This is a genomic window from Sphingobium sp. B1D7B, assembly GCF_025961965.1.
In the GTDB taxonomy this organism is placed as follows: Bacteria; Pseudomonadota; Alphaproteobacteria; order Sphingomonadales; family Sphingomonadaceae; genus Sphingobium.
Genome location: NZ_JAOQOR010000001.1, coordinates 2,337,578 through 2,362,955, shown reverse-complemented (window position 1 = coordinate 2,362,955; position 25,378 = coordinate 2,337,578). Strand labels below are relative to the sequence as shown.

The window sequence follows — 25,378 nt, the reverse complement described above, 5'->3', positions numbered from 1 at the left end:
GTGGATCAGCGGGGGCTAGGCATCATTGACATGGGTCAACGGGAAGAACGCGGTCTGCGGGGTGGCCGGCGCGCCATGATGCACACCGACGAGGAACGTGGCCCTCAGCCGTTGCCGGCTTCGGCCTCCATGGCGTCATGATCGAGGATGACGACAGTCCGCCGATCCGGCAGATCGATGATCCCGGCCTGGCGGAGCCGGGTGAGCTGGCGACTCACAGTCTCGATGGTCAGGCCCAGCAGATCGGCCATCTGCTGGCGGGTGAGCGGCAGTTCGAAGCGCTCGACAAGATCGCTGCCGCTACAGCTCGCGTCGGCAAGCCGTTGCGCCATTTCGAGCAGGAAGGTCGCGACACGCTCTCCGGCGCTCTTGCGCCCGAGCAGCAGCATCCAGTGACGCGCGCGATCCAATTCGGTGAGGGTCCGTTGGAGCAGCTTGTGCTCCAGCTCCGGATGCGTGCGGGCGAAATCGTCGAAGGACGAGCGCGTAAACAGGCACACCTGCGCATCGCACAGGGCAGTGACGCTGTGCTGAGTCGTGCTGCCAAACGGACGCCCGATGAAATCGGACGGATAGACAACGCCGACGATCTGTTCGCGGCCGTCCGCTGTCGAGGTGGACAGCTTGAGCACCCCGTCGATCACATTGGCGACCAGCAAGCTGTCATCGCCTTCCCACATCAGCGTCTGCCCGCGATGCACGGGCACGCGACGACCGATCTTGTTGAGCACCTCCAGCTCGGAGGTATCCAAAGATGAACAGATCGCGCGGTTCCGCACGACACATTGTTGGCAGCTAGTCACCGCGACTCTTTACAGCAGTCGTCGAGACTTTCCAACGGCCTAAGCGTCCATCTATGCCAAAGAGATATTGAACGCCCCGGCCCTCACCCTTCATGGAAGACACCGCCGTCAGTAGCCAACGGTGAACCGCATGTTCTTGTGCTTGGGCGTCTCGATCTCGTCGATCATCGCGACGGCGAAATCCTCATAGCTGATCGAGCTTTTGCCATCCGGCGCCGTCAGCAGCGTCTCGGTGCCGAGGCGAAAGGTGCCGGTGCGCTCGCCCGGTCCGAACATCATGGCCGGCGACAGGAACGTCCAATCAAAGCCCGGTCCGGCCTTCAACTGGTTAAGAAAATCGCGCGCCGGCGCGGCCTCGACCTTGATGAAGTCCGGGAAACCCGGCGTATCGAGCAGCACCACACCATCCTCGGTCTGCAGGCTCGCCGCGCCGCCGACGACCAGCAGCCAGCACCCGGCTTTGCGTGCCACCGCGAACACATTGTCCGCATCCAGCGACTTGAACGGCATGGAGAGAATGACCGCATCGTGGCCGGCGATCTTGCTCGCCATGTCGTCGACATCATTGATGTCGGCCTTCACCCACGTCACGCCCTCGCGCGGCGCTTCGGTGTCTGCGCTGCGCGAAATGCCGGTGACACTGTGCCCGCGACTCACGGCCTCATCGACCAGACGCTGGCCTGCATTGCCAGTGGCACCCATGATTGCGATCTTCATGCCTGCATTCCTCTCTTATCGCGCACATCGCGCGCCAAGCCCGCGACACCCAAATTGACTTTGCCTATTCTAAGGGCCCGTTCTTAGGGTCAAGCCGGACAAAGGCAAGAGACCAGCGCCGGGTTTCCCGACGTCAGCGATCAACGGCCAGCTTTTCCGCCATGTTCGGGTCATCCGCAGCGATCTCGACAGCATGCGAGGTGCGGAACGGCTGATTGGAATGCGGCGCAGTCAGCAGCGTCCACTGCGCGAGATCGCAGCCGAGCAGCAGCGGCCGCTCCGGCAGGCCAGCGGCGGCGAGCTGGCTCTTGGTCAGCGCTTCCAGCTCATGCGGACGGATGGAGAGATAGAAGATCTTCTGTCCCTCCGCCGCCAGTTTCTGCACCGTCTCGATCGCCACCGGATTGGGCTTCACTTCCTCGAAGCCGGGCTTGAAAAACAGCGACCCCTGCTCGAACAGGAAGCCATCGACGCTGATGAAGAACACCCGGTGGCCCTGCAGATATTCGCGCCACTCGTGGACCGTCCCCCAGTCCTGATACTGCTTGATCCGCTGTATCCGGAACACCGAGCCCTGCATCGCCAGATAGCCGATAATCTCGGAGAGATAGAGCTCGCCGGCGGACAGGCGCGGCTGGCCCATCAGCTCGTCATAAGCCGCCAGGAACTCGCGCGGACTGGAAAAATAATAGCCGCCGACGCTGAACAGATCGGAGATGACCTGCTTTTCGCGGAAATTGACGATCACATCTTCCTGATCGACCTGAACATAGCTCTTGTTCTGCGGGTTGACCTGGCTGAAGCTGCTGAGCGAAGCGACGCACACATAATTGTACGTTTGATAGAGGTGCGGGACCTCGAAATAATTGTCGCTGTCCTTCACCATGAAGGGCTCGTCGATGCCGCTCTTGAGCAGCGTCTGGGCGACCGTCTCGGACTGGCTGCGCGTCGGCTCGTCCAGAATAACGCAATTGACCTTCTGCCCAAAGGCGGCGCGCAGACCTTCCTGGGCCTGGAAGCGCTCTTCATGCTCGCGCAGGATCGTGAAGATGAAGTCATCAACATTGGCGCCGAGCCCCTGCACCGCCTTGAAGACCATCGGCAGGCCATCATTGTCGGGCAGCATCCACTTGGGCGCCATGTTAGGGAAGCGGGAGGAGCGGCCGGCGCAGGGTACGATGATCTTCATAGGTCTTCTCTCTCGCGTCAAAGATTGTCCAGGGCAGCGCGGCCGCATTCGGCCACCCGCCGGGCAACGAAGGCCCGGTCCTCGTTGGTCTTCGCATAAGGCAGGATGCGCGCGAAGGTGAGGCCGAGCAGGATGTAATGGCGCGCCGGATAAGCCGGGTCCAGCGCGGTCGCGGCAGCATGGAAGCGCTGCCGCAGCCACCATGTCACGCCCCGGGCCAGAGGCCGGCCACGATGGGCGTGCCAGAGTCCTTCGCATTCCTGGAACAGCTTGGACCAGTCGATCCAGACATGATCGAAGGGCGATGTGATCGTATCGATCAGCCACAAGGCGCCGCGCCGGTCGACGAGGATGTTCTCGAAGGTCAGATCGCCATGCGCTGCGGTGGGCTTTTCGTCCGCCACCAGCACATCCATGCGCTGTGCCGCCTCCACCAGAGGGGCGAGCGCTTGTTCGTGCATAGCGCCAGTCTTGTCGGCGATCTGCTGCAGCTTGTCCACCAGCAGGCTCTTGCGCGGGGCGAGTGGCGGCTGGCTGACCGGCACCGAAACCGCTAGGCGGCTCATCAGCCGCTCCACGCGGTCGGCGAAATCGGCGACATTGTCGAAGGTGCCATTGGAGAGGAAATTGACCGCATCGCGCGACGGGATGAACGCCATGTCGAAATAGAACAGCCCGTCCTGCTCGCCCATGTCGAGCACCTCGGGCATCCCGGCACAGCCTTCCACCAGCCCAGCCAGCGCCTGCTGCCGCACCGCCTGATCGCGCAACGACCCGTTGGCATCGACAAGATTGGCCGCCTTGCGCACGAAGGGCTGCCCCCCATCACGGACCAGCGCGACGGTCGCGCCGGAAAAGCCGGAGAGCGGAATGACCTCGCGGAACATCCGCAAGGCCGGGTGGCTGTCGAGGGTCAACTCTGGTCCTGTCATGATTTGCCCGGCCGATGGATGACGCCGGCTTGGGTCACGTCGATGACAGTCATGCCAGCGGCAAGGCCGGACGCGATCCCGACCGGCGTATCCTCGAACACGAGGCAGCGTGCGGGCGCTACCCCCAGCAACGCCGCGCCGGTGAGATAAGGTTCGGCATGCGGCTTGCCTTGCGCCACATCGTCGCCGCTGACCACGGCGCCGAAATGGGGGCGCCACGCCATCGTTTCCAAGATCGCTTCGACGCCATCCCGATTGCCCGACGACACCAGTGCCATGGGGATCGTGCCGGCATGACGCGCCAGCAAGTGTGAGGCGGTCAGGGCCGGGGCCTTCTCCTGCCGCAGCACGGTCTTGAAATGCGCCTTCTTCTCGGCATGGAGGGCGGCGATCGTCGCATCGTCGATCTCACCCATGCCCGCCACTGCCGCAAAAGCCGGGATCGCGATCCGGGCGGGCGGACCGACATTTGCAAGATAATCATCCATGGTGAAGCGATAGCCGCGCGCATCGAACACGGCTGCGTAGGCGAGCCCGTGGAGCGGCATGGTATCGACCAGCGTGCCATCCAGATCGAACAGCAGGGCGTCATAGGCGGAGAGGTCCACGCCGAGCGGCCATGGCTTCACGGACACGTCCGGCGTCATTTCCGGCCCCGCGATTTAACTAAAACGACCATCGACCCTCAAATAACCCCCTGCAATCGACGCACATCTGTCGCGCTGGCGAGCATTCTCTCAGCTGGCCGTCGTGAGAATGTGGAAATGGGTTGAATTCTTAATCCGAAATCTTGCTAGGTTGAACGCGCGCGCCATTGGCCATCGAGGAAAACCCGTGAAGTCTGTAAATGGAAAACCTGCAAGCGAGTTCCTCGACGATCGGCTTGCCGCAGCCAAAGAATTGACCGAGGCCTCAAACTATACCCCTGCCTTGGAGATTTACGAGGCAATATTTAAGGAGGGCATAACGGCCCACCGCGCCTTTGAGGGCGCCGGGCGCGCGCTGACCGGCGCGCTGATCGACGAGGCTTTGCCGACGGACTGGGGTCGGGAGCGGCTGGACGATCTCCTCCGCATCCTCGTCCTTGAGCGCGATCGCGACGGCACGCCCCCTGCCCTCTGCGCGCGGATCGCAGCAGCCCACGCGGGCGGCAATCAGGGCGTGCTTAAGAAGGCGGCCGAGCTTCTTCGGCCCGTTCTGACAGCTTTGTGGGATGAGGGCGCGCGCGACCGCGGCTTTTTGATCGCCGTACTGCTGCTGCGCCACCCCCTGCAGGGCTGGCAGGACGAAGCCGCGATCTCGCGCTGGCATCTCGACCTGCTGCCGCAACTGGACCGACACGAACTCAGCCTGCCCTATAATGGCATGTTCGATGCGGTGCATTTTCAGCCGAACATCGCCGATCTGGCCGGTCTCGCGGAGAACACGCCGCCCGATGCACTGGTAAATCGGTTCCCCGCCTGGCAATTGCTGCTCTTCTTGTGGATTACGGGATCACGCCGTGCAGACGCACAACTTGCAGCATGGCTGGCGGCCTATCGCAGCGCATATCCGGGTGGTGCAACCGATGAGGACGATGGCGCGGCGGCGCGCTCTCTGGCGCTGCGATGGGCGGTTTCGCCGGATGGTCCCGCGAGCGCAGCGGCAGTCACGACGGCCCTCGGTCCGGACCTGGCCGCGCTGGCGCAGCCGGGCCTCAAGCTGCGCTCGACTGCTGATCGCGCTAGGTCGAACGCAGCGCTTGCCCGGCTGGACTCCAGGCCATGGCAGGCGGCCGCTTTCGTGGAGGACAAGGTCACGGGCAAGGCGCCTTTCCTCAAGCTCGGGCGGCGCCGTCCGCGCATTGCCGTGTGCGTTTCGGGCCAGCTGCGTGGCTACCGCGCGGCCTTCCCGACCTGGCAGGCCAGCTTGCTGCGGGACGCGGACTGCCAATTCTTCATCCATAGCTGGAGCAAGATCGGGCGCTCGGGCGCAGAGCCGTTCCGCGCTTATCTGCCCTTCGCCGGCGAAGCCTTTTGCGAAGCGTGGCGCCTGCACGCCGGGCGCATCGGCATGCCCGGCATGGCCGAGCGCTACCCCGCGCTGTTCGCCGCGCTGGCGGATGGCGGGGTCGTCAGCAAGGCTGAACTCGAAGCCTTTTATAGCACCGAGCATGTGGTGCTGGAGGACGATAGCGACCCGGATTTTACGGGTTGGTCCAACCCCCGCAAGATGCACTACAAGCTCAAGGCCGCGTCGGACATGGCGATCGCCCGAGGCGACGAATTCGATCTCATCCTGCGCATCCGCCCGGACAAGGTCATCGGCGCGAAAGCCTTCCGCTGGAGCGACGCCTTGGCCGCTTGCCGGGCGACGCCCACGCTGCTTGCCGATGCGGCGATGGGCCATCAATATGGCACACTCATGATCGGGGATCAGGTCGCGCTCGCCAGCGCCGCGACCATGGCGGTCTATGCCGACACGCTGGATATCGCGCCTCGCTTTCATGAGATGGCGCTCTATGATGCCAAGCCGGATTTGATGGGTCACGTCAGCCTTGCCCAGACCTGTTGGTATGCCGGCATCACCGTGGCCAGATTGCCGGCCCGGATGGGCAAGTTGATGGAAGCAGCGCCGATGGCGAGCAGCGCCATCTGCGCTGCGCTCGAGCAGGACGCTGCCGGCCGTCACGACGCTGTGGACAACGCTTTGCTCACAGCGGCGCGAACGGACAGGCAGAGGCGCTGAACTCAGGAGCCGACGACCATCCCGCCATTGGGGTGGAGCACCTGCCCGCTCATATAGCTGGAATCCTCGCAGGCGAGGAACAGGAAGCACGGCGCGACTTCGTTCGGCTGGCCCGGGCGACCCATCGGCGTGCTCTCGCCGAAATGCGCGAGTTTCTCCTTGCTGGCACCGCCGAACGGGTTGAGTGGCGTCCAGATCGGCCCCGGCGCCACGGCGTTGACGCGAATGCCCTTGTCGATGAGGTTTTCGCTGAGCGAGCGGGTGAACGCCGTGATGGCGCCCTTGGTGCTCGAATAATCGAGCAGTTCCTTGGAGCCCTGATACATCGTGACGGAGGTGCAGTTGACGATCGCGGCGCCCTCGCGAAGATGCGGCATCGCCGCCTGCACCACGAAGAACATCGAGTAGATGTTTGTCTGGAACGTGCGCTTGAGCTGTTCCTCGGTGATGTCCTCGATCGCCTTGTCCGGGTGCTGCTCGCCGGCATTGTTGACGATGATGTCGAGACGCCCGAACGCGCCCACTGTGCGATCGATCAGGTCCTGACAGACAGCCTTGTCGCCCAGATCGCCCGCAAACACGAGCGCGCGAGCGCCTTCCTGTTCGACCAACTTTTGCGTCTTGGCGGCGTCTTCATGCTCGCACAGATAAGCGATGGCGACGTCCGCGCCTTCACGCGCGAACAGCACCGCAACCGCCCGGCCGATCCCGCTATCCGCACCGGTCACGACCGCGACCTTGCCTTTCAATCGGCCCGATCCCGGGTAACGCGGCATGAATTCGGGCTGGGGATCGAGCTTATGCTCGTCACCGGGCAGATTGTCTTCGTGGATCATGTCGATTGTGTCAGTCATGGATCATTCTTCCGTTCAGCACGTCACTTGACGTGGTCCGGCTTGCCCTTGCGGCTGCCGGAGGCAAAATCCTCAAGCTGGCTCTTGCTCATCGAGTCATACATCTCGCGTGAGGCACCCTTGAGGTCGGATTTGGCGCTGTCGCCGCGTTTGGCAGACAAGGCTGCCCCGGCGGCTTTCTGCTGCGCTTTGGATTTGGCTGGCATGAGTAAGCCTCCAAATTAAAAGGCCGCCCGTTCGTGCCGGGCGGCCTGTGCCTGTCGATCAGACGAAGGGATAAGGGATCCCCCAATATCCGTAGACCTGCCGCCCGTAGCCATGGTCGTAGACGGGGTCTTCCTGCGCATATCGCGGCGCGCCTTCGAGACGGGATTTCTCGATGTCGACGACATAGCCGCCATATTCGGTATCATAATCGAGCATGTCCCACGGCAGCGGATAATAATCGCTGCCGAGGCCGAACAGCCCGCCGAACGACATTACGGCATATTCAGCCTTGCCGCTCCTCTTATCGACCATGAAGTTGCGCACCGTCCCGAGCTTCTCGCCCTGCCGGTTGTACACCGTCGTTCCCTCGACCTTGTCCGAGGAGATGAGGCGCTGAGTTTCGTCAATTGCGATTTCGGTAGCCATGAGCCTGGTCCTCTTCCTGTTGAAGGTAGGCCTCGATCCACGGAAGGGGTTTGCCGATCCAACCGGGACCAAGGTGCCAATGCCGGACTATGCCGGCCCTGGGTCTTGAGGCGGCGCGTCAGCGCGACGCCACCTGCCAAACCAACGGCCAGATAGCGCAGGGGTTCCGGGTAAAGCGGCAAACCGATCGACAGCGAGTCACGCCGTGTCGCATCGGCGTCCGGAAGGCCGGTCCGGTCAGATCATGGACTGCGGCTGCACGAGACGATCGAAGGTCGCCGCGTCGACAAGCCCGAGCGCAGAGGCCGCCTCGCGCAGGCTCAGGCCCTGCTCATGGGCATATTTGGCAATCTTGGCGGCGTTGTCATAGCCGACCTCGGGTGCCAGGGCGGTGACCAGCATCAGCGAGCGCTCGACCAAGTCCGCGATGCGCGCCTCATTGGGCACGATGCCTTCCACGCAGCGCTCGGCAAAGCTCTCCATTCCCGTGCTCAGCAGATCGATGGAACGCAGGATCGCCGCACCGATCATCGGCTTGAAGACGTTAAGTTCGAGATGCCCCTGCAAGCCGCCGACCGTCACGGCCTGATGATTGCCGATCACCTGCGCGGCAACCATCGTCAGCATCTCGCACTGGGTGGGGTTGACCTTGCCGGGCATGATCGAACTGCCTGGCTCATTGGCCGGCAATTCCAGCTCGCCCAGCCCCGAACGCGGCCCCGAGCCGAGCAGGCGGATATCATTGGCGATCTTGGTCAGCGCGACGGCGAGTGTCGCCAGCGACCCGGAGAGCTGGACCAGCGGATCGTTGGAGGCCAAGGCCTCGAACTTGTTGGGCGCGGTCTTGAACGGAAGATCGGTCAACGCCGCAATCTGCTTGGCCACCGCCTCGCCGAACCCTTGCGGCGCATTCAGGCCTGTGCCGACCGCCGTGCCGCCCTGCGCCAGCGGCATCAGCTCGTCTTCCAGGGCGCGGGAGAGACGGTTGCGGCAGTTGAGCAGTTGCTGAGCATAGCCGGAGAACTCCTGCCCCAGCGTGAGCGGCGTCGCGTCCTGCAGATGCGTCCGGCCGATCTTGACGATGCCGGACCAGGCCTGCGCCATCGCGCCGAGCAGATCGGCAAGATGATCGAGCGCGGGCATCAGCCGTTCGACCAGCGCGCGGGCCGCCGCAATGTGCAGCGCCGTCGGGAAGCTGTCGTTGGAAGACTGGCTCATATTGACATGATCGTTGGGATGGACCCGTGCCTTGCCGCCGCGCTGACCGGTCAGCGCCTCGTTGGCCCGGCCGGCGATCACCTCGTTCACATTCATGTTGGTCTGGGTGCCGCTGCCGGTCTGCCAGATGACCAGGGGAAACTGATCGTCCAGCTTGCCGGCCACGATCTCCGCCGCTGCCGTCTCGATGGCATCGGCGATGTCCGGGGCCAGTCCGTGCGAGCGGTTCACATGCGCGGCGGCGCTTTTCACGATGGCCAGCGCATGGACGATGCCGATCGGCATTCGCTCGGACGGGCCGAACGGAAAATTCTCGATGCTGCGCTGGGTCTGGGCGCCCCAATAGGCCGCGTCAGGCACGTCGATGGGTCCCAGGCTGTCGCGTTCTTCCCGCATCTTCGTCACCGGTTTCTCCACTATCATCTGCCGGGCCTGTCTACGTGCGCCGCCGGCTGGCTCCAAACCCACAGCTTGCGCGTTGTGCGCTCGTCCATGCCCATGGACAAGTCCCGTGGATAGGCCCCGTGGATAGGCAAGGAGCGGCCCCGAGCATGACACACGCGCTGATTTTCGTCGACGACAGCATGCCGGGCATTCGCCGTCGACCGAGTGGAAAACGCGGCTGGGCCTATTTCGATGCGGAAGGCGCGCGCATCACCGAGCGGGCAGAGATCGACCGGCTCAACCGCATCGGCCTGCCGCCGGCATATACCGATGCCTGGTTCGCGCCCAATGCCCATGCCCATATTCTGGCAACGGGCATCGATGCGCGCGGGCGCAAGCAATATCGCTACCACCCCGATTTTACCGCCGAGCGGGACGCGCGCAAATATGAGGGCTGCGCCGCGTTCGGCGCCCTGCTGCCGCTGCTGCGCCGCCGGGTGGAGGATGATCTGGCCGGGCGCGGCCTCACGGCCGAGCGGGCCATCGCCTCGGTCGTGCAGCTGCTCGACAGCGGCCGCATCCGCGTGGGGAACGAGGCCTATGCCAAGAGCAATCGCAGCTTTGGCGCCACCACCCTGCGCCGGCGCCATGCCAAGGTCAGCGGCAGCCGCCTCACCCTGCGGTTCAAGGCCAAGTCGGGCAAGCTGAGCGAAGTCAGCATGACGGACCGCCGCCTCATTCGCTTCGTTCGCCAGATGCAGGATCTGCCGGGCCAGCACCTCTTCCAGTATCTGCGCGACGATGGCACCGCCTCACCGGTCTCCTCATCGGATGTGAACGGCTATCTGCGCGAGACGATGGGCGCGGACTTCACCGCCAAGCATTTCCGGACATGGCGGGCGAGCGTGCTCGCGTTCGACTGGCTGCTGCACGAGCAGGAGGTCTCCACCCTCACGGCGATGCTGACCCATGTCTCCGAACATCTGGGCAATACGCCGGCCATAGCCCGCAAATCCTACATCCACCCCAATCTCATCGCCCTTGCGCGCGACGGGGCGAGCGAATTCCGCAAGCAGACGCGCCTGCCGCGCCAGACCAAATGGCTCAGCCGCCCAGAACGCGGCCTGATCGCCTGGCTGGAAGAGCAGCAGGTCGAGGCCGGCTGATCAGCGGCAAACGCCCCAGCTGACCCCGCCCCGATCCGCCTGATCGAAGTGGAAGTGATCGGCATGCTGGCGGTTATAATCCGGCGAGAGCACGGTCGAAAACACGCGGCACGCGCCATCGCGCACGGTCCGCAGGAAGGCGGCCTCTTCGCCCTCTCCATCCCAATCCCGCAGCACCGAAATCCGGCGGCCGTCGCTCAGCACGAAGCCGGCGATGTCGAGTGCATTGGCGGTGGCATGTTCGCTCCACGCGCCTTCGCCGCGCCCGTACATTCGCCGGCAACTATAGCTGCCCAAATGCTCAATGCGGACAACCGACGCGCCAAGAATTTGCTGCGCGGCAGGCTGGACAACCTGCCAGGTCCAGAGCGCGGTGGCGGCCATAACGGTACAGGCCGGGGCCACGTCCGTCGGCAAAAGGGCGAGCATGTCCTGCCCAGCCGCAAGGCGGGTGGCGGTCGTGACTCGGCATTGGTCGCTGCCGAAAGCCGGCACCGCCGTCGTCTCCAACCCGGCGCGATGCAGCAAGGCGCGACATTGTGGCGCATCGTCCCGCAATCCCGAGAGCTTGTGCCGCGTGAACAAGCCGATGGGCTGATCGAGCGAAAGCGGCGTCCAGGGGAGATCCTGCGGGGCCGGGCGGAACAGTGCGAACGCCAGCAACGCTGCCAGAATCAGAGCGCCCGCCCAGACGAGCCAGCGGATCGCGCGATAAAAACCGGATGCCTTCATAGCTGCCTAACGCGGCAGGACGCGTTCCGCTTCCGACAGGGCCATGCAACTGCTGGCGCACGCAGGCGTTGATCGATCAGACGACAAGGAAATCACGAAAGGATTTGAGATGTCGATGCCCGAAGACCCCAAGACGAAAACCGAGACGGACGAAAACCCCGAGGTCCGCGATGCTGGGCCGGATGCGATGAAGCACAAGCCCGCCCCGGGCAAATGGGACGAGATTGACGAAGCCTCGGACGAATCCTTTCCCGCCAGCGACCCGCCGGCATTTCAGCCGTCGATAACTTGACGATCAAGCGGACGCGGGCGGTGCCACGGCGCCTGCCCGCGCCACGTCGATCGTCGCGATTTGCCCATTGCGCAATCCGTAGACCACGAACACGCGCACCTGAATGCTCTCGCCTTGCTTGAGCGGCTTGACCACGAAATCGGGCGCGTCCTGCTGCGCTATGAAGGTGCTGGTACAGTCCACCGCAATTCCATTGTCGTCGATCACCAGCCCATGGATGGTGAGATCTTCCCGTACCGTCTGGAACATGGTGCGATAGAAGTCGCAGATGCCATCGCGTCCGTTGATGACAGGCACTGAGGGTAGCCGCAGCACACAGTCCTCTGTGTAATAACGCCCTGCCCGCTCCATATCGCCAGCACTGAACGCCGCCGCATAGGCATGATAGGCTGCCCGCCCGCCCGCATGGGATGAGAGCATCGGCGCCTTGGTGACGCCCTGTTCCGCCGGCCAGGTCATGGAGCACAGTTCCTGGATTTGCCCGGCCTCGTTCAACAGATAGGTCACGAAGAACCGCACCGTCAGAATGTCGCCCGGCAGCAAGGGCGCGAAGGGGAAATCGGGGCGCGGCGCGTGGCAGATGAAATCCATGTCCACATCGACGAACAGCCGGTTGCCCTCCTGCAGCACCAGTCGGGGGCGGATGACCTCGCGTACGCCGTCATGGGCCCAGTCGAGGAAATCGAGCAGGCCATCGCGCCCACGGCAGACGCGGGTGCTGCTGTACATCACGCAATCCGGCGCGAACCACCGCTCGACAAGGCGATCATCCTGACCTTCGTTGAAGTCGGCGGCATAATCGTCGTAATTCAAGGCTTTTTCCTCGCTGAAGGAACGCCTTCACGCCCCATTTGATCGGCCCGCTTGGCCATGCGCAGCAACATGCCATCCAGGTCCGACAGTTCGGACTCGATGAAATCGGCCGTCAACATGCTGAAGAACTTGCGCCGGTCCATATGGACCCGCTTGTAGCTGTCCTGCCCCTTTTCGGTCAGCACCAGCAGGCTGCTCTTGCGGTTTCGGGGGTTTTCCTCGCGCCGCAGGAAGCCTTCTTCTTCCAGAACCCGCACCGCCCGGCTGACTTCCGCCCGGTCCACCAGCGCGGCTGCCGACACTTCGCTGGCACTTTTGGTGCCCATTACGGCCAAATGCGCCAGCACCCGCCACTCCGCCAGCGAGACACCCGCATTGTCCCGGATGTGCTGGACCGAAAGCCGGTCGAGCATCTTGCCGAGCATCAGCAGACGATAAGGAAGGTGGCGGGAATCGAAGATGCGCCAGGCTTCTTCGAGAGGGCCCGCCGCCCCGTTATTGTTATCCTTTGCGCTCAATTGCGCTCCCCCCTCTCCTCGGGCCGCCCCGGTTAGACCCGAGGCGGCACTATAATTCGCAGCGCGCCCTTAGAGGGCGACGCTGACCGCCTTGAGCTCGGTATAGGCCTCGACGCCGGCCTTGCCATTCTCACGGCCCCAGCCGGAGGCCTTGTAGCCGCCGAGCGGAAGCGCGGGATCGACGCCGCCCGAACCGTTGATGCGGATGGTGCCGGAGTTGAGGCGCCGGGCCAGCTTGTGTGCAGTGGAGATATTCTGGGTGTAGATGGATGCGGACAGGCCGAACTCCGTCTCATTGCCCCGCGCGGCCAGCGCCGCGACATCGTCCTCATCATTGAAACGCATCGCGCAGAGCACCGGGCCGAAGATTTCCTCGGCGCGCACGCGCATGTCGGGCTTGGTATCCACCAGCACGGTGGGCTGGACGAAATAGCCGCCCTCATAGCCCTCACCGGAGAGGCGATCGCCGCCGGCAAGCACGCTGGCGCCTTCCTGGCGGCCGGACTCGATATAACCGGTCACGCGGTCAAGCTGCGCCGCGCTGACCAGCGGGCCGATCATGGTCGAGGCATCGAGGGTCTGGCCGACCTTCATGCCCCGCGCCATGTTCACCACGCCTTCCAGCACGGCATCAGCCACCTTCTCATGCACGAACAGGCGCGATCCCGCCGCGCAGACCTGACCGGCATTGAAGAAGATACCCATCGCCGCTGCCGGAATGGCCTTGGAGAGGTCCGCATCCGCAAAGATATAGGTGGGCGACTTGCCGCCCAGTTCGAGCTGTACGCGCTTGAAGTTCGTCTTGGAGGCTTCGATGATCGCCTTGCCGGTCACCGTCGAACCGGTGAACGAGACCTTGTCGACATCGCGGTGCGCAGCCAGCGCCGCGCCGGCGGTCCGCCCGAAGCCCGAGACGATGTTGATCACGCCTTCCGGGAAGCCCGCCTCAAGCACCAGCTCGCCCAGCCGCAGCGTGCTGAGCGGGGTCTGCTCGGCCGGCTTGAGCACGACGGTGCAGCCCGCTGCGATCGCAGGGGCGAGCTTGCCCATCGCCATCACCAGCGGGAAGTTCCACGGCACGATCTGCGCGCACACACCAACCGGCTCGCGCAGCACATAGGAGAGCCATTCGCCCGGTGCGCTGATCTCTGCGGTCTCGCCGAAAATCTTGGTCGCCCAGCCGGCATTGTAGCGCAGCTGGCCAACGGCGCCCGCGACGTCGATCATCCGCGAGAACTGGATGGGCCGCCCTACGTCCAGCGTCTCCAGCAGCGCCAGTTCCTCGGCATTGGCTTCGAGCAGATCGGCGAGCTTGAGCAGCAAATTGGTCCGCTCGGTCGGCTTCACGCCCGACCAGGCACCCTCGAACGCCTTGCGCGCGGCGGCGACGGCCCGGTCCACATCGACCTCGCCGGCGCTGGCGACATTTGCGATGAGTTCCCCGGTCGAGGGATTGAGCGTTTCGAAGGTTTCGCCGGATGCGGCCTCGACCCACTGCCCGCCGATCAACATTTTGACCGGGCCGTTAGCGTAGCGCATACGCAGTTGCTCAAGCAGACCGGGATTATAAGGCGCATTCATCGAAACAGACATCCTTTCCAGCAGCCGTCGGCACCCTGACGGCAGAGATCATGTTGAATCATCATGATCTCCTCAATAACAGCAGACATGCGTCCACGCCAACTCTAGCGCGCCGGAAGTCCATGGAGAGTGACTTTGTCCGAAAATTCCTTTGATTATGTGATCGTCGGCGCGGGGTCCGCCGGGTCGGTGCTCGCGGCGCGACTCACCGAGGACCCGAATGTGCGCGTCCTGCTGCTGGAGGCAGGCGGCGGTGGCGATGACTGGCTGATTCGGATGCCGCTCGGCTTCCTCAAGGCGCTGTTCAAGCCCGGCTACACCTGGCCCTATTGGACGGAGCCGGAGCCGCACATGAACAACCGCAAGCTGATCCTGCCGCGCGGCCGGCTGCTCGGCGGCTCCAGCTCGATCAACGGCATGGTGTTCATGCGTGGTCACAGCGCCGATTTCGATCGCTGGGCGCAGATGGGCTGCAAGGGCTGGAGCTACGCCGATGTGCTCCCCTATTTCCGCAAGATGGAGCGCAGCTGGCGCGGCGCGTCCGATCTGCACGGCGCCGACGGCCCGCTGAGCGTGACGCCCAACGCCACCAAATGGCTACTGCACGATGAACTCATGGCCGCCGCGAACAACGCCGGCTTCCCGATCACCGACGATATTCACGATGGGGATGAAGAAGGTGTCGGCCGCGTCGAGCTGACCATCGACAAGAATGGCCGCCGCGCATCGACCTACGCCGCCTATCTCAAGCCCGCCATGGCCCGGCCCAATCTGACGGTGCTGACCAACGCCATGACCCAGCGCGTGCTGACTGAGGGCAAGCGGGCGACCGGCGTGGAGTATCGCCACGATGGCGTCCTCAAGACCGCCCTCGCCCGCCGCGAGGTGATCCTCTCAGGCGGCAGCTACAATTCGCCGCAGTTGCTCATGCTCTCCGGCATCGGCCCGGCGCAGCACCTGCGCGAGATGGATATCCCGGTCGTGCATGACCTGCCCGGCGTCGGCGAGAACCTCTCGGAACATCCCCGTACGCCCGTGCTATTCGAGGCTGCGCCGGTGACCTTCGTCAATGAGTTGCGCTTCGACAGGGCAACGCTCTCCGTGCTGCGCTGGTACTTCATGGGCACCGGCCCCTTTGCGCGGCAGGTGAACAGCGCCAACCCGGTGCTGCGCACCGACCCGCGCCTCGCCCAGCCGGACATTCAACTCTGGTGCAACCCCGTGACGCTCGACGCGCATCTGTGGTTCCCCGGCATCAAGAAGCGTCCGCCGCACAAGCTGACCGCCGACGTCATCCTGCTCCACCCGGAGAGCCGTGGCCGGGTGTTCCTCAAATCACCCAAGGCCGACGATCATGTCGGCATTTTCCTCAACCTGTTCAGCGCGCCGGCCGATTTCGCGACGGCGCGGGCGGGCATCCGCATTGCGCGGAAGATCTATGCCACTTCGCCGCAAGCCGAGATCACCGGCAAGGAAATCTCGCCCGGCGCCGATGTGGTGAGCGATGAGGCGCTGGATGAGCATATCCGCGCCACGACGACGACCACGCAGCATCCGCTCGGCACCTGCCGGATGGGCACCGGTCCGATGGCGGTGGTCGATCCGCAGTTGCGGGTGATCGGCATGGAAGGCCTGCGGGTCATCGATGCCTCGGTGATGCCGGACGAGACTGGCGGTAACATCAATGCGCCCACCATCATGCTCGCCGAGCGGGCGGCGGACATCCTCAAGGGCAAGGTTCTGCCCGCCGACGAACTGGTTCACACAGGAGAGTATGCCGCATGACCCGCGAGGATTTCGAGCGCTATATCAGCGCCTTCAACGCCAATGATTTCGATGGCTTCACCAGCTTCTACGCAGATGACGTGGACTTTCAGCTGGGGGACCGGATGCACATCGTCGGCCGGGAGAAGATCGGCGACTTCTATCGCGGCGTGAAGGCGCATTTCGAGGAAACGCTGACGATCCTCGACCTCATTCTCGCCGATGACGGCGCAGCGCTGCGGGTTCACACCCGCTTCGAGACGATCAAGGATTGGCCCGAATTCGAAATGTGGCCGACCAAGAAGGGCGATGTGCGCGAGATCGAGAGCATCATCCTGTACCGCATCGCGAACGGCAAGTTCACGCACATCAAATCTGCCCGCTTCAAGGAACTCTGAGTCTTGGCCAACAGCTCCACGCCCGACTTCATCGTCATCGGATCCGGCTCGGCCGGCGCGGTCATCGCCGCCCGCCTGTCGGAAGACCCCAATGCCAGGGTCCTCGTGCTGGAGGCCGGCCGTCGCGAGCGCGACATCCGCCTCACCATGCCGATCCTCTTCCCGTTCGTGATGGCCGATCCCAAGTTCAACTGGAGCTACATGGGCGAGCCGGAACCGTTCGCCGACAACCGCCAGATCCGCCAGCCGCGCGGCAAGGCGCTGGGCGGCTCGTCGATGATCAACGGCATGCTTTACGCGCGCGGCCATGCGCGGGATTATGACGAGTGGCGCCAGCTCGGCAACGAGGGCTGGAGCTATGACGATGTGCTGCCCTACTTCAAGAAATCGGAAAATCATTGGGGCCCTGAGGACCATTGGCATGGCAAGGGCGGCCCGCTGAGCGTCAAGCAGCAGCCCAAGACCAACGATCTCTACCAACGGTTCATCAGCACCGTAAAATCGCTCGGCTATGACGAGCGCGACAGCTTCCACCGCGCCGACCAGGAAGGCTGGGGACCGCCGCCGCTCAACATCCATGAGGGCACGCGCGCCAGCACCGCCGCGCGCTTCCTCATTCCGGCGATGTCGCGGCCCAATCTGACCGTGGAAACCGGCGCGCTGGTCACCCGCATCGAGGTCGCCAACGGCCGCGCGGTCGCGGTTCACTATCGCGACAGCGAAGGCCGGGACAAGCGGGTCGCCGCCGCGCAGGAAATCATCCTTTCGGGCGGTGCCTATAATTCGCCCCAGGTGCTGCTGCTCTCCGGCATCGGCCCGGCCGAGCATCTCGCCGAGCAGGGCATCGATGTAGTGCATCACCTTCCCGGCGTCGGCATGAACCTGCAGGACCACCCTTCGGTCGCGATGGTCAATGCAGCGGCGCGCAGCGTGACGCTGACCAACAGCCTGCGCATCGACCGCTCGGCGCTTGCCGCGCTGCAGTGGCTGCTGACGCGCGGCGGCATGATCGCCGACATGCCGGTGACCGCCAACGGCTTCATCAAGACCCGGCCCGAGCTTGAGCGCCCGGATGCGCAGTGCCTGTTCCAGCCGACCATGATCGGCGCGCAGACCTGGTTCCCCGGCTGGCGCAAGCCCAAGGCGGACGTGGTGGCCATGGCCTGCGTGCTGCTGCGGCCCGAGGGTCGCGGCTGGGTGAAGCTGCGCTCGGCAGACCCGACGGACAAGCCGCGCATCCTCTCCAACGTGCTCTCCACCGAGAACGATCGCGCCTTCTTCCGCCGCCTCGTGCCGCAACTGCGCGAGATATTCTCCACCGCACCGCTGAGCGACGTCTTGCGCGGCGAGGTAATGCCCGGCCCGAATGTAAAGAGCGATGCGGAGATCGATGCCTGGGTGCGCAGCGCGATCAACACCGCCCTCCACCCCGTCGGCACCTGCGCCATGGGGCAGGATGACATGGCGGTGGTCGATCCGCGCCTGTGCGTCCACGGCCTCCAGGGCCTGCGCGTGGCCGATGCCGCCATCATGCCGCGAATCGTGGGTGGCAACACCAATGCCGCAAGCATCATGATCGGCGAGAAGGCGGCCGACATGATCAAGGCGGACAACGGCCTGCAGGCCTGAGGCGAGCTTGCCGGTGACGTAGCGTCAGCTCAGGGTGGTCCGGTCGAACGGGCTGCCCCGGCTTGCGTTCACCCATTCATGGCGCGATAGGCAGGGCAACCTCAAAATTTGCAGGAGCCTTGCCTCATGCCTCGGCGTGTCCATCATATCGTTTCTCTCGCGGGCTGCACCGCCCTCCTCGCCCTTGCCGCTCCGGCCGCTGCCAATGAAGGCATGTGGATGCCGGGCCAGATCAAGGACATTGGCGCCGCGCTCAAGGCCGACGGTCTGGCGCTCTCACCCGATCAGCTGGGACGGCTGGATGCCGCGCCGCTGAACGCCATCGTTTCGCTCGGCGGCTGCTCGGCTGCATTCCTCAGCCCCGAAGGGCTGGTCGCGACCAACCATCACTGCGTGCAAGGGTCCATCCAGTATAACAGCGGCGAAGGCCGGGATTATCTGACCAATGGCTTTCTCGCCAAGGAGCTGGGCGAGGAACTGCCCGCCGCGCCCGGATCGCGCATCTATGTGATCGAGGATCTGCGCGACGTGACCAGCGCGATGATGCGCGGCGTGACGCCCCGCCTCGATGGCCTCGCCCGGTACGAGAAGCTGGACGCCAATCGCAAGGCACTGATCTCGGCCTGCGAGAAGCAGGCCAACCGCCGCTGCGACGTGCGGCCTTATTATGGCGGCGCGGCCTATTATCTCCAGCAGCAACTCGAGATTCAGGACGTCCGCCTCGTCTATGCGCCGGCCGAAGGGCTCGGCAATTTCGGCGGCGAGACAGACAACTGGATGTGGCCGCGCCACACCGGCGACTTCGGCTTCTATCGCGCCTATGTCGGGCCGGACGGCAGCTCAAAGCCTTTCGCGAAGGAGAACGTCCCCTACCGCCCGAAGTCCTGGCTGCGCATTGCCTCGCAGGGTGTGAAGGAAGGCGATTTCGTGATGGTCGCCGGCTTCCCCGGCACCACGAACCGCCTGCGCACCAGCGATGAAGTGCTGTTCAACTTCGCGGAATATGAGCCGCTCTGGCAGCGCCTGCTGAGCGATTACGCGACGCAGATCGACAAGGTGACGGCGGGCGACCGCGAAGCCCAGATCCGTTACGCCTCGATCCTCGCGGGGGCCGAGAATTACGAGAAGAAGCTCGCCGGCGACCTCGTCGGTGCCGACGCCATCCGCCTCGATGAGCGCAAGCCGGCCGAGGAAAAGGCCTTCCGCGACTGGGTCGCTGCCGACGCGGCCCGTCAGGCGCGCTATGGCGCGGACATTGCGGCGCTGGATGCGGTGGTCATCGAGAATAACAAGGCTTCCCTCACCGGCCTGCGCACCTCCCTGCTCAACCGCGCGCAACTGCTCGGCGCGGCCCGCACCCTGTATCGCTGGGCCAAGGAGCAGGAAAAGCCCGACGCCCAGCGCGAGAGCGGCTTCCAGCAGCGCGACCGCGAGAGCATTGTCGACCGGCTCCGTCAGGTTGAGCGCCGCTTCCTGCCCAAGATCGATCGTCAATTGTTCGAGGCTGCCCTTGCCGAATATCGCCAGCTCGACGCGGCGGATCGCGATGCCAGGTTCGAGGCCGCGCTGACGCAGATCGGCTTCGACCGGCTCTATGGCGAAACCAAGCTGGGCGACACGCCAACCCGGCTGGGCTGGCTGGACAAGCCCGCCTCCGCCTTCGAGACCTCGGACGATCCCTTCATCAAGCTCGCCATCGCGCTCTATGCCGGCGACATGGAAAGCGAGCAGGCCGCCAAGGCCCGCTCGGGTCGCACGCAGGCTGCGCGGGCGGGCTATATGAAGGGTCTGATGGCCTACAAGCAGGCGGCCGGCCTGCCCCTCTATCCCGATGCCAACAGCTCGCTGCGCCTGACCTGGGGCAAGGTCATGGGCAAGGAGAAGGACGGCCAGATCTGGACCGCCTTCACCACCGCCGAGGGCCTTCTCGCCAAGCAGACCGGCAAGGGCGAGTTTAATGCCCCGCAGGGCGCAATCGATGCGATCAGGGCCAAGGACTACGGCCCCTATGCCGCGCCGGAGCTGGGCACGCTGCCGGTGGACTTCATGTCCAATGTCGACATCACCAACGGCAACTCGGGCTCCTCGACGCTGAATGCGCGCGGCGAATTCGTTGGCCTGGCGTTCGACGGCACGCTGGAAGGCGTGATCTCCGACTGGGCCTACGTGGCCGAGCGCAACCGCACGATCCACGTCGACAGCCGCTTCATGCTCTGGACGATGGACAAGGTCGACGGCGCGCAGCGGCTGCTCAAGGAAATGGGCGTCACGCCCGTCGCCAGCCGCTGAGGCACAAGGACGGGGCGGCGCGGCCGCCCTGCCACCCTGCCACCCTGCCACCCTGCCCCACACGCACTAAAAGAGAAAGGCCGCTCCGGATGTCTCCGGGGCGGCCTTCCTTCATGTCAGCCTGATGCTGTCAGGCGCTGGTCAGAAGCTCTTGCGCACCGAGAGATACCACTCGCGGGGACGGCCCGGCTGGGCTTCCGTGGTGGGCTGGCCGAAGGGCACCAGATCGAAGATGTTGTAGTAATATTGCTTGTTGAACAGGTTGGTCGCACCGACCGCCACGGTTAGGTCGCCCGCATCGTTCTGGTAGCTGATCCGCCCGTTGAACACGGCGCGGCCGGGGATCTGGGCGATCGGGCTGCGCGAGTTAAACGAGATCTTCGACTGGTAGAAGCCGTCGATCCGCGGCGTGATGGAGCCACCCAGCTGCTCGACCGGGATCTCGTACTGGATACCAGCCGAACCCGTCCACTGCGGCACATAGACCGGCGTCTGGTTCACGACGAGCGGATCGTTCCGCAGTTCCGGCGCATCGAAGTGCGTGTAACCGCCCGCGAGGTTGAACGTCAGGCCATCGACCGGACGGGCCTCCAGCTCGACCTCGAAGCCCTTCACCTTGCCCGGCGAATTGACGTAGTTGGTCTTGGAGATGCAAGCCACGCCAATGCCCTGCGCGAGGTTGACCGCGCCGTCCGTTGCCGGATTATAGGCGCGGCACAGCTCGTTGCCGCCGGTCACAGCCGGATCGACCTGCGTTCCGGCGAGCGTGCAGACACCGGTCGTGCCATTGTTGATGCACTCCGAACCGCTCTGTGAGACGATGCGCGAGGAGTAGTCCGAATAGAAGCCGGCCACGTTCAGGCGCAGGCGACGGTCGAAGAAGTCACCCTTGAAGCCGAGTTCGTAGGCGACCATTTCCTCGGCCGCGACGGGCACGAGCTGCGAGGCCTGGAACGGACGCGGGTTGAACGCACCGGGACGATAGCCCGACGCGATCGAGCCGTAGACCATCACGGAATCGGTCAGCTTGTAGTCCGCGCCGAAGCGGTAATCGATGCGGTCGTCCTTGACGAGCACGGGGCGAATGATGCCGCCCTGGCCGTTGTTGAACAGCGTGTCCTTAGTATCCTCCGAGTAGCGCAGGCCAGCGGTGAGCTGCAGCCGATCGAGCGGACGAACCTGCGCCTGCGCATAAGCGGCCTTGGCTTCGCTATCCACGCTAATGCGGGCGTTCTGCTGGAAGTTGAGGAACGGGATCGAGACGTTGGACGTCGTCAGGCCCTTGCCCTTGTAGTAGAACAGACCGGCGGTCACATCGAACAGCGGGCTGGTGTAGTTGAGGCGCGGTTCGACCGTCCACTGCTCATGCGTAATGATGGACTTGGTGGTCTGCAGGCTCAGCGGCGACCCGTCGGTATCGTTCACCGCCGTCGTGAAGACGTTGCGGTAGCTGCCCAGCACGGTGAGCGTCAGGTCCTGGGTCAGATCGACCACGGCTTTGCCGCTGAAGCCGTAATTCTCGATCACAGCCTTGCGGTCGAAGCACTGGCCGCCACGGTCCGACCCACCGTTATAATAGGTGCCGGCGATGTTGGTCCCAGCCGGGATCGGATCGCAATAGGTGGCGTAGGTGGTGTAGGGGCTGTTGGTGAGGAAGCGGCTGTCATAGCTGACCCCCCACAGCGGCTGATAAACGGCCGCATCAAGCGCCTGCGTAGCTGCACTCGGCACGATGCGCAGTTGCTTGTTCGCCACCGCCGGGGAATCATCGTTGGTGTAGTCAGCCGAGAGCGTCAGGTCGATGCCGGTGCCGGCGTAACGCAGCGCACCGCGCAAGGCGACGACGCTTTCACCGCCATAGCGGCCCAGTTCGCAATCGGTCTGCGAGGCGCCGGAGAGGAAGCCGTCCGAGGGATCGAGCGAGGGGAACCTGCCGGCGAGGCCAGGCGTGCCCTGACGCACCATGTCACAACGGAAGTCGAGCAGCTTCTGGTAGCCCTTGCGCTTCTTCGAAACGCCTGAGACGCGGAAGAAGAGGTTCTCCGAGAGCGGCACGTTAAATCCGGCGCGCAGGTCGGTGCGGTTGTAGCTGCCCACGGTCGCTTCGACATAGGCCGAAGGTGTCGCGTCAGGTGCCTTGGAGATCAGGTTGACGGCGCCGCCAATGGCGTTGCGGCCGAACACCGTGCCCTGCGGACCGCGCAGCACTTCGACGCGCTCAAGATCGAGCAGATCGAAGGTCGAGCCGGCGAGCAGCGCATAATATTGGTCGTCGACATAGAAGGCCACGCCCGGCTCGAACGCCAGGTTGAAGTCATACTGGCCGATGCCGCGAATATAGGCCTGCACGGCGCGCCCGAACGATGCGTTGGCAGCCGCGAAGCTGGCGTTCGGCACGATCGCCGCGACGTCCTGAATGTTGTTGATCGCCCGATCGGTCAGCGCATTAGCGGTCACGGCGGTGATGGCCAGCGGCGTTTCCTGCAGGTTGGTGGCCGAGCGCGTCGCGGTCACGACGATCTCTTCGACACCGGCGCGCGGGGACTGCGCCTGGGCAGCGGCATCGTCCTGCGCCTGTGCGGGCGCTGCGATGCTCATGGCAAAGACGGACGCACCCGCCATGCCCAGAAGCTTGTTCCTCAACGAAAACGACATTCCAAATCTCCCAAAACGCGGGCGCAGGCCCATTGATCGATGGGTGAATGCCGCGCCGCATCCCCGCGCCGCCCGGAGACAGCGCCGCCCGCAAACGGGCCAGGACACCACGCAGCTTCACCGCGTTATTGGAGTGATCAGCAGAGAGGACTTATGCGCCAAGACGAACGAGATCGCCTTTGCCTGTGAGCCGATCAGGCACGATGAGGGCCTGATCGAAGCCACGGGCTTCGCCTGTACTGCATCCTTCTCCCGCTGGCATAAGACCAGCCGAGCATCGCCAATACTCCGAGATATTGACTTTGCCCGATACTCCAGCCTGCGCCATTGGAAGAGCACCGATGAGAAAACAAGAAAATTTCTCATCGAGCAGGAAATATTGATGACTTTGTCAGAAAGTGTCGCATCCATGCCACGATGGACCCTGGCCTGCGGGCCGGTGGCGCCTCTTGTTCCGATCCCGTCGAAACCGCGTCGCACCGGCTCTCGCGCGGGCCCCATGAGCGACATCGCCGCCCGTCACAACCGCTAATCTGCAACTTTGCCCTATAAGGATGTTGATTCCCCATCAACACCGTGTTTTGGTGCAATCCGATAAAAAGCCCGGCTGGTCGGCCGGATGGATGCGGGATGGCTGAATATGAACAGGTTTGACGTCGAAGACTTCATCGATCGGTCGCGGATCAGCGCCACCCAGATCATGGCGCTGCTCGTCTGCGTTCTGGTCTGCTTCATCGACGGGTTCGATATCTTCATGATCGGCAAGATCGCGCCGGCCATCGCTGCAGATTTCGGAGAGACCTCCGAGGCCATGACCAAGGTGTTCGTTTATCAGCAGATCGGCCTCGCCATTGGTGCCTTCAGCATCGCCCCGCTGGCGGACCGGTTCGGACGGCGGTTCATGCTCATGGTCTCCTGCCTCATCTTCGGCACGATCACCATCGGCAGCATCCATGCCCAGACGCTTACGCAGCTGGCTGTTCTGCGCGGCATTGCCGGCGTGTTCATGGCGGCGGGCCTGCCCATGGCCATGGCGCTGATCTCCGAGCTGACCCCCAAGCGCAAACGCTCGACGCTGATCTCTCTGGCGCTTGTCGGCTTCTCGACCGGCAGTGCCGCCAGCGGCGTCGTCGCGGCGTGGCTGCTGGACAGCTATGGCTGGGAAAGCGGCTTCTGGATCGGCGGCCTTGTGCCGATTACCTGCGCGGTGCTGCTCTTCCTGATCGTGCCGGAATCGCTCAAGTTCCGGGCCGAGCGCAACCCGTCCGACCAGCGGATCGCGACCACGATCCGCAAGATCGACCGCAATGTCGACCTGCGGGGCGACGAACTGTTCGTGATCGAGAGCGGTGGCGCCAAGGGGCGCAAGGCCAAGCTGTCCGACGTGTTCTCCGAGGGTCGCCTGACCATGACGGCACTGGTCTGGGCTGCCTGCACCCTCAGCATGACCAACACGGCCCTGCTTAGCGCCTGGATGCCGACCTTCTTCCTCGAAATGGCGGGCGTCCCCATCCAGGATTTCGCGAAGGTCGCCATGATCGGCTATCTCGGCGGGGTCGCGGGCACGCTCTCCATCGGCTGGCTGATGGACCGGATGCGCCCTGCCCTGCTCATCGCCTGCTTCTATGTCATGCTGGCCGTGACCATCAACCTGCTGGGCTGGGTGCCCTTCTACTCCGCCTTCTTCGTGGTCGCGCTGCTCACCTGGCAGTTCTTCCAGACCGGCGGACAGTCCGGCCTCAACACGATGATCGCCCAAGTCTATCCGCCCCGGATGCGCAGCACGGCATTGGGCTGGGCCGGTGGCGCCGGGCGCATTGGCGGCATCGTGGCGCCGATTGCGGGCGGCTTCGCGCTCGCCCAGCACTACTCGCTGCAACTCACCCTCGCGCTGACGGCAGCGCTACCGCTTGGCACCGCGATCTTGATGTTCGCCCTCGCCTATATCCGCCGCCAGGAAGAGGCGAAGGATAGAGAGCCCGTCGCGCTCGCGCATTGATATGCGCGCTCGACGGTGGTCGGGTGAAAAGGAAAAGGGCGGCCTCGCGATGATGCGAGGGCCGCCCTTTCTGTTTGAGGCCCGC

General features: G+C 64.2%; 23 protein-coding genes. 9 read left to right on the top strand and 14 right to left on the bottom strand.

Translation table 11 applies throughout. The features are described 5' to 3' along the window. Positions 1–104 precede the first annotated feature (104 nt). The 5 genes from M2336_RS10990 to M2336_RS10970 form a co-directional block, all read right to left on the bottom strand. Entirely contained in the window at positions 105–803 is a 699-nt protein-coding gene (locus M2336_RS10990) for a Crp/Fnr family transcriptional regulator (RefSeq protein WP_181559335.1), read from the bottom strand. Positions 804–911: 108 nt separating this feature from the next. Then, on the bottom strand, positions 912–1,520 hold the full coding sequence (locus tag M2336_RS10985) for an NAD(P)-dependent oxidoreductase (protein WP_264572556.1): 609 nt from the start codon (positions 1,518–1,520) through the stop codon (positions 912–914). Between the two features lie 133 nt (positions 1,521–1,653). Then, positions 1,654–2,709, bottom strand: a complete 1,056-nt coding sequence (locus tag M2336_RS10980) for a hypothetical protein (protein WP_264572555.1) — start codon at positions 2,707–2,709, stop codon at positions 1,654–1,656. 17 nt (positions 2,710–2,726) lie between these two features. Then, complete coding sequence (locus M2336_RS10975; RefSeq protein WP_264572554.1) at positions 2,727–3,626, bottom strand: phosphotransferase; 900 nt, start codon at positions 3,624–3,626, stop codon at positions 2,727–2,729. Positions 3,627–3,637: 11 nt separating this feature from the next. Then, positions 3,638–4,288: an HAD family hydrolase gene (locus tag M2336_RS10970; RefSeq protein WP_264592991.1), complete on the bottom strand. Its 651-nt coding sequence runs from the start codon at positions 4,286–4,288 to the stop codon at positions 3,638–3,640. A 187-nt stretch (positions 4,289–4,475) separates the two neighbouring features. On the opposite strand from M2336_RS10970, the gene M2336_RS10965 reads away from it, so the two are divergent. After that, a complete protein-coding gene (locus tag M2336_RS10965; RefSeq protein ID WP_264572552.1) occupies positions 4,476–6,368 on the top strand; it encodes a hypothetical protein in 1,893 nt (630 codons plus the stop codon). Positions 6,369–6,370: 2 nt separating this feature from the next. Here the strand turns inward: M2336_RS10965 and M2336_RS10960 are convergent, their stop codons facing one another. From M2336_RS10960 to fumC, 4 genes are all read right to left on the bottom strand, one after another. Further along, a complete protein-coding gene (locus M2336_RS10960) occupies positions 6,371–7,222 on the bottom strand; it encodes an SDR family oxidoreductase (RefSeq protein WP_264572551.1) in 852 nt (283 codons plus the stop codon). A 23-nt stretch (positions 7,223–7,245) separates the two neighbouring features. Further along, positions 7,246–7,428: a DUF3008 family protein gene (locus M2336_RS10955; RefSeq protein ID WP_264572550.1), complete on the bottom strand. Its 183-nt coding sequence runs from the start codon at positions 7,426–7,428 to the stop codon at positions 7,246–7,248. Positions 7,429–7,486: 58 nt separating this feature from the next. After that, entirely contained in the window at positions 7,487–7,855 is a 369-nt protein-coding gene (locus M2336_RS10950; protein WP_181559327.1) for a PRC-barrel domain-containing protein, read from the bottom strand. A gap of 237 nt (positions 7,856–8,092) precedes the next feature. Beyond that, complete coding sequence (gene fumC / locus M2336_RS10945; RefSeq protein ID WP_413715969.1) at positions 8,093–9,469, bottom strand: class II fumarate hydratase; 1,377 nt, start codon at positions 9,467–9,469, stop codon at positions 8,093–8,095. Between the two features lie 155 nt (positions 9,470–9,624). On the opposite strand from fumC, the gene M2336_RS10940 reads away from it, so the two are divergent. Beyond that, positions 9,625–10,623: a DNA topoisomerase IB gene (locus M2336_RS10940; protein ID WP_264572548.1), complete on the top strand. Its 999-nt coding sequence runs from the start codon at positions 9,625–9,627 to the stop codon at positions 10,621–10,623. On the opposite strand, the gene M2336_RS10935 is transcribed toward M2336_RS10940, so the two are convergent. Further along, complete coding sequence (locus M2336_RS10935; protein WP_264592990.1) at positions 10,624–11,355, bottom strand: extensin family protein; 732 nt, start codon at positions 11,353–11,355, stop codon at positions 10,624–10,626. A 109-nt stretch (positions 11,356–11,464) separates the two neighbouring features. On the opposite strand from M2336_RS10935, the gene M2336_RS10930 reads away from it, so the two are divergent. Then, positions 11,465–11,647, top strand: coding sequence for a hypothetical protein (locus M2336_RS10930; protein WP_264572224.1), 183 nt, complete (start codon positions 11,465–11,467; stop codon positions 11,645–11,647). A 3-nt stretch (positions 11,648–11,650) separates the two neighbouring features. On the opposite strand, the gene M2336_RS10925 is transcribed toward M2336_RS10930, so the two are convergent. From M2336_RS10925 to M2336_RS10915, 3 genes are all read right to left on the bottom strand, one after another. Beyond that, positions 11,651–12,460 carry a nuclear transport factor 2 family protein gene (locus M2336_RS10925; protein WP_264592989.1) on the bottom strand — a complete coding sequence of 270 codons (810 nt, stop codon included), beginning with the start codon at positions 12,458–12,460 and terminating at the stop codon, positions 11,651–11,653. Continuing rightward, the gene (locus M2336_RS10920) at positions 12,457–12,978 is read right to left on the bottom strand and encodes a MarR family winged helix-turn-helix transcriptional regulator (RefSeq protein WP_264592988.1); all 522 of its coding nucleotides are present in this window, start codon (positions 12,976–12,978) and stop codon (positions 12,457–12,459) included. Before M2336_RS10920 ends, M2336_RS10925 begins: the two co-directional genes overlap by 4 nt. A 69-nt stretch (positions 12,979–13,047) precedes the next feature. Continuing rightward, complete coding sequence (locus M2336_RS10915) at positions 13,048–14,559, bottom strand: aldehyde dehydrogenase family protein (RefSeq protein WP_319801470.1); 1,512 nt, start codon at positions 14,557–14,559, stop codon at positions 13,048–13,050. Positions 14,560–14,694: 135 nt separating this feature from the next. On the opposite strand from M2336_RS10915, the gene M2336_RS10910 reads away from it, so the two are divergent. The 4 genes from M2336_RS10910 (at position 14,695) to M2336_RS10895 (ending at position 20,639) form a co-directional block, all read left to right on the top strand. Then, positions 14,695–16,344: a GMC family oxidoreductase gene (locus M2336_RS10910; RefSeq protein ID WP_264572544.1), complete on the top strand. Its 1,650-nt coding sequence runs from the start codon at positions 14,695–14,697 to the stop codon at positions 16,342–16,344. Beyond that, entirely contained in the window at positions 16,341–16,721 is a 381-nt protein-coding gene (locus tag M2336_RS10905; protein WP_264572543.1) for a nuclear transport factor 2 family protein, read from the top strand. Before M2336_RS10910 ends, M2336_RS10905 begins: the two co-directional genes overlap by 4 nt. Before the next feature lie 3 nt (positions 16,722–16,724). Further along, positions 16,725–18,350, top strand: a complete 1,626-nt coding sequence (locus tag M2336_RS10900; protein ID WP_264572542.1) for a GMC family oxidoreductase — start codon at positions 16,725–16,727, stop codon at positions 18,348–18,350. Between the two features lie 126 nt (positions 18,351–18,476). Continuing rightward, positions 18,477–20,639 (top strand): S46 family peptidase, encoded by a 2,163-nt coding sequence (locus tag M2336_RS10895; protein WP_264572541.1) that lies wholly within the window; start codon positions 18,477–18,479, stop codon positions 20,637–20,639. A gap of 141 nt (positions 20,640–20,780) precedes the next feature. Here M2336_RS10895 and M2336_RS10890 read toward each other — a convergent pair whose 3' ends face one another. Then, positions 20,781–23,294 (bottom strand): TonB-dependent receptor, encoded by a 2,514-nt coding sequence (locus M2336_RS10890; RefSeq protein WP_264592987.1) that lies wholly within the window; start codon positions 23,292–23,294, stop codon positions 20,781–20,783. Here M2336_RS10890 and M2336_RS10885 point away from each other — a divergent pair. Continuing rightward, on the top strand, positions 23,272–23,826 hold the full coding sequence (locus tag M2336_RS10885; RefSeq protein WP_264572539.1) for a hypothetical protein: 555 nt from the start codon (positions 23,272–23,274) through the stop codon (positions 23,824–23,826). The two genes, M2336_RS10890 and M2336_RS10885, sit on opposite strands and share 23 nt — an antisense overlap. 108 nt (positions 23,827–23,934) lie before the next feature. Continuing rightward, a complete protein-coding gene (locus tag M2336_RS10880; protein WP_264572538.1) occupies positions 23,935–25,293 on the top strand; it encodes an MFS transporter in 1,359 nt (452 codons plus the stop codon). Positions 25,294–25,378 lie beyond the last annotated feature (85 nt).